Consider the following 4,515-nt stretch of genomic DNA (forward strand, 5'->3'; position numbering starts at 1 on the left):
TCACTATAAAAGCTCCTTCTAAATTCATACAAGTAAGTCGAGACGATATAAGGACTTTCCGTGCCTATATTCCCAAAAATTTTAGAAAGAGGGGAAATGACTGCGGCTTCTCCTTTTGGCTCCGTTCGAAGTATATCCTCAGCAGTTGGTTTAGCGGCAGCGACCCAGGCAATCGTTTGAATATCACCTCTCCTGAAAAGATAGTCCATAAATTCCTTTATATCACCCTCTAAAAGCTTTTCATTGACGAGTATTATTTTCGTATGTCCAAATTCAAGCGTCTTATCGGTATGTGTTTCCAATATACGGACAGCCTCTTCTATATTTTCACCTTCATGTACTAAATACTGATAGCTAGGCTCCTTTTCCTGCTGAATGGTCGAAACTGGGATAGCAAGCTTCAGTGTTACTTTATACTCACCCTCCTCCTTCTCGGAAGGATCAATCCCAATTCCTGTCACGAATATCCGATTATCAATATCTTTAAATCCACAGGCTGTAAGGAAGCAAGTCATCCCTAGGATAATGACGAGAAGTTTAATATTTACCCTCATGTCTTTAACCTCCTCTTAGCAATGAGCAGACTGCCGATTAAAATACCATAAAATATAGGCAGGATATTATAAAAAAAGAGGGTAAGCTCCAATAGCTGATATTCGCTAATTTGCCTAGTTACAAGTATCCCTATCACACCCAAAATAATAACAAGCACATAAGGAGTCAGGTTTCTTCCCTTCCATTTCAATCGTTCTATATGAACAATACTTTCAAACAGCTTGAGAGAGACGTGCCAATGTATGAGCAGACTAATAAAGGCAACCCCTAAAAAGACGATTAAAAATATAAAGATGAGACGCTCAATTATTCCAAATTTCATACGTACAGCATCACTCGTTGTCACCCAAGGGAAGGTGAAGTTTTCAATTTGCTCAAAGCCATTAAAGCCAATTGGAACGAAATACGTTGTAAAGAGAGTAAATACTCCAGCGAATGCTAATATGAGTATTTGTTTTAAACCAAACTTTTTGTCAAACTTCATATATTTATTAAAGATTGCCAAATTTACAACTCCTATAAAAATAAAGGCAGCTGCTGAAAAAGCATTATAGCTTGGGAGCTCCTGTATATGCGTGGTAGCTACCTTGATATAATCCCACTCCAAACGAGGATCGGTATATACTTTCATGATTAAAAAGAAAATGACAGGCAGGAACATAACCAGCACTATCTCGGTCGTATAAAGGACACTTTTTTCCTTCATCGTCATACCAAAGGAAATGATGATGAGGAAGGCAAGTGTCGTGATAACAATGGAGGTTTCCGTAGAAATAAACGTATTAAAAAGCAGTACATATGTTACAAGTGTTATTAAACCAGCCAGATACCAGGAAACTGCAAAGTAGAGTAACACTGGATAGTAAAACCATTTAGACGTACTTTTCTTTAGAATTTCAGGAAGGGACATATTCGAAAAGTGACGGAAAAGGTTTACAAGAATACTGACCAGGATCGGTCCCACAATAACAGCAATGACCATGGAAAGAATTACGCCATTTTTACTTTCTCCCATTAAAATCCTCGGGACAGACGCAATGATGTTGGTGACCATCGTGACAATTATGAAGTAATACAGATACCTATTCATTTTTTGGGCACCCCTATTTCCTTTTTCTCACCTTTCCAATACATTTTTAAATAAGGCTCACCAAAGCTTCTCTTGTTGGTTAGGAACATCAAAAGCCCTAGCGATCCTAGTATGATGCCAATTGTACCAAAAAGTGTAGTATATAAAATCAGCAAGTAACGGCATATCCGAATAGCGAAGCTCATCTCGCTAATGGGAATAACAAAGCTTGTAATTGCTACCGCCGAGACAATGATAATCATAATGTTCGAGGTCAAGGCAGCCTCTGTAGCTGCAGTACCTAGGATTAAACCACCAACAGTCGTAGCTGTTGCACTGATTGCCTTAGGTAGACGCATACTTGCCTCTATTAGAAACTCCATAAAAAGCAGCATGAAAATTACCTCGACAAAGGATGGATAGGGAACTCCAAGCCTGCTCCCCGCTACCGTTAAGGCAAGCTCCGTTCGAAGAACATCTGGTGTATAGGATGTAACGGCAACATACATAGCAGGTAACACTAGACATATAACTAATCCCAAATATCGCAATACCAACGTAAAGGAAGTAACCCAAAAGGTATGATAGCTATCCTCCATAGACACCATAAAGTCAAAAAATACAATAGGTGCTATTAATGCCTGAGGACTCCCATCCATCATCAGTATGACCTTTCCAGCAGCAAGATTATAGGTGATCCTGTCAGGCCGCTCCGTTAATATTAACGTTGGAAAAAGAGAAACCTTAGAGCCATTCAACTGCAGCTGTAGATCTCCCGCTGACTGGATAAGGGGAGCTTCTAAGCTGTTTAATTTTTGCTTAATATTACGTAGAACAGACTTTTTCACTGTTTTCTCATCATAAATAATGAAAACCTGTGGACGTGACTTCTCCTTCATATCCTGCATTTCAATTATCAGGGTAGTCGCATGGTATCGCTGCCTAATGATGTTCAGATTCGTATCCAAATCCTCACTTAACGCTAGCTGTGGACCATGAACAGTAGGCTCGATAATCGTTTGCTGTACGGAATCTGAGTTAACCAATTTAATATCCAGCAGATAAAACCGGTCCTCTATAGAAACGAGGACTGCACCTTTTGTTAGCTTGATCTGTAGCTCTTCTCCTGACGTCATCTCAACCTGCTCGGGCAGGGATTCGATATAGGACTGAAAGCTCTCATTTGATTTCATTTCAAAAAATGGCTTAATCACGATAGTGTGGAGTTTATTGCCGTCTACCACTGTCTTCAAATAAAAGAGATAAACCTTGTTATTACCAATCTGCAAGGGTTTCAGCATGATATCACTAGAAGGCTCAAACTTTTTGGATAGCTCATCCATCAATGTAGGAGGATTTGATTTTGCCATGTTATCCAATCTGTTACACCTCCACGTTCATTTAGTACGTTTAGGGTAACCGAGAAGAGACATTTTTAACCGTTGTACCAAGCCTTCCACATCAAAAAAACACCCGTATGAAGCACTCTAATGCAAGAGTGTTCCATTAACGGATGTTTATCATCTAATAGATATCTGGTACAGCAGACAATTCGATTCCTGTCATAGTGGCAAAAGCTTTATTAAAACTATGTTCTTCTTCCGTTTCTATAAGAATTTCATTGATAATGCCAGGACCAAACTCATCTACAAGGTATTTAATCGTTAAGTGAGACTGAACATAGCCATTATACTTGGCGTTTTGATCATCATCTCCAAGTCCAGCAATTTTAGAATTAAGAGAGCTTAAACGAACAGCTTCCGTATCTAAATGAGGTGTCTCCTTACCAACGTTACTAATATACTCCCCCGCCCCTACAATGAACCAAGTAGGAATATAGCTTGCAGATAGCGATAGCTCATCCAATCTCTGGTTAATTACATATTGCGTATAATCATGAATCACATTTTTGTATAGTAAATCTGCTGGTGCCATATCTGGAAAGATATCCTCTCGATCCGCTGGAAATATATTTACCGCATCATAATTAGGAATACCATTATTATCGAAAAAATGACCTAATCCGAACAAATTAATCCGATCAGCTTTATTAGGAAAAATGATCAAATCGACCGAATCATTGAACTTCCCTAGCATTTCATTGTTAAGCTCAATCCCACGCTCTAGTGCGACCTTCGTCGTTGGCAATAGCTCCTCATCAAAATCCATATAGTGGATGGTCACATGCTGAACATCTACCTTGCTATAGTCCTTTAAAAATTCAGCTATTCTCTCCTCTTCTTTTTTATCCTGTATATAGCCTGCAACTGCATTAGGGATTAACCCAAATAACGGCTGATGAATATAAAAAGCAACAAAACAAACGAAAATGAGATAGAGAACATATTTGCGCATCATCATTTAAAATCAGTCCTTTAAATTTTGGTACGGTGAAAGAATTTTTTCCTCCAACCAACCTATAGCAGATGGTATCATGCCATCTATTATTCTATCAGCGCTCAACTTTGTCAATTTTTACAAATAAAAAACCCCTATCTCAACTGAAACAGGAGTGTGATCTACGTTTATAAGTCGGCATTCTTTTGAACAGATTTTCTAAGAGAGATAGAATTCATCACGAACCATAGTACCCCAGCAATGATGGGAACCATCACACTATCGAGCATCGATCTCCCCATTAAAATAGAGAGAAGACTCATCCCGACACAAAAGGCTATGGAGCTTAATAAATTACGCTTTTTAGCAGCCCTTACCTCATCTTCTGTAAAGACATTTGCAAATTCAATGCCTGAAAATATGTACCTAGCTAAACAATAAAATAAAAACACAGCAAAAGGGATTAACAGTAAAAATAGAGGCTCCATATCGGTGAATAGATAGACAGCAATCATAACAAAGGAAAGGATAAATTGAAGGATTGCCCCCTCTAC

Annotated in this window: 5 protein-coding genes; all 5 read right to left on the reverse strand. The window is 38.6% G+C overall.

Annotated features, from left to right (window positions below):
* Window positions 1-554 (reverse strand): Ger(x)C family spore germination protein (locus AC06OU_RS14960; protein ID WP_475856837.1); only part of this gene is annotated, 554 nt, incomplete at its 3' end.
* Entirely contained in the window at window positions 551-1,645 is a 1,095-nt protein-coding gene (locus AC06OU_RS14965; RefSeq protein WP_475856838.1) for a GerAB/ArcD/ProY family transporter, read from the reverse strand. The genes AC06OU_RS14965 and AC06OU_RS14960, both read right to left, overlap by 4 nt.
* Window positions 1,642-2,994, reverse strand: coding sequence for a spore germination protein (locus tag AC06OU_RS14970; RefSeq protein ID WP_475856843.1), 1,353 nt, complete (start codon window positions 2,992-2,994; stop codon window positions 1,642-1,644). The genes AC06OU_RS14965 and AC06OU_RS14970 overlap by 4 nt, the downstream gene beginning before the upstream one ends.
* A 154-nt stretch (window positions 2,995-3,148) precedes the next feature.
* A complete protein-coding gene (locus tag AC06OU_RS14975; protein WP_475856840.1) occupies window positions 3,149-3,985 on the reverse strand; it encodes a hypothetical protein in 837 nt (278 codons plus the stop codon).
* Between the two features lie 164 nt (window positions 3,986-4,149).
* The coding region (locus tag AC06OU_RS14980; RefSeq protein ID WP_475856842.1) for a hypothetical protein at window positions 4,150-4,515 on the reverse strand (366 nt) is incomplete at its 5' end.

The sequence above is a fragment of the Psychrobacillus sp. genome (assembly GCF_056205495.1).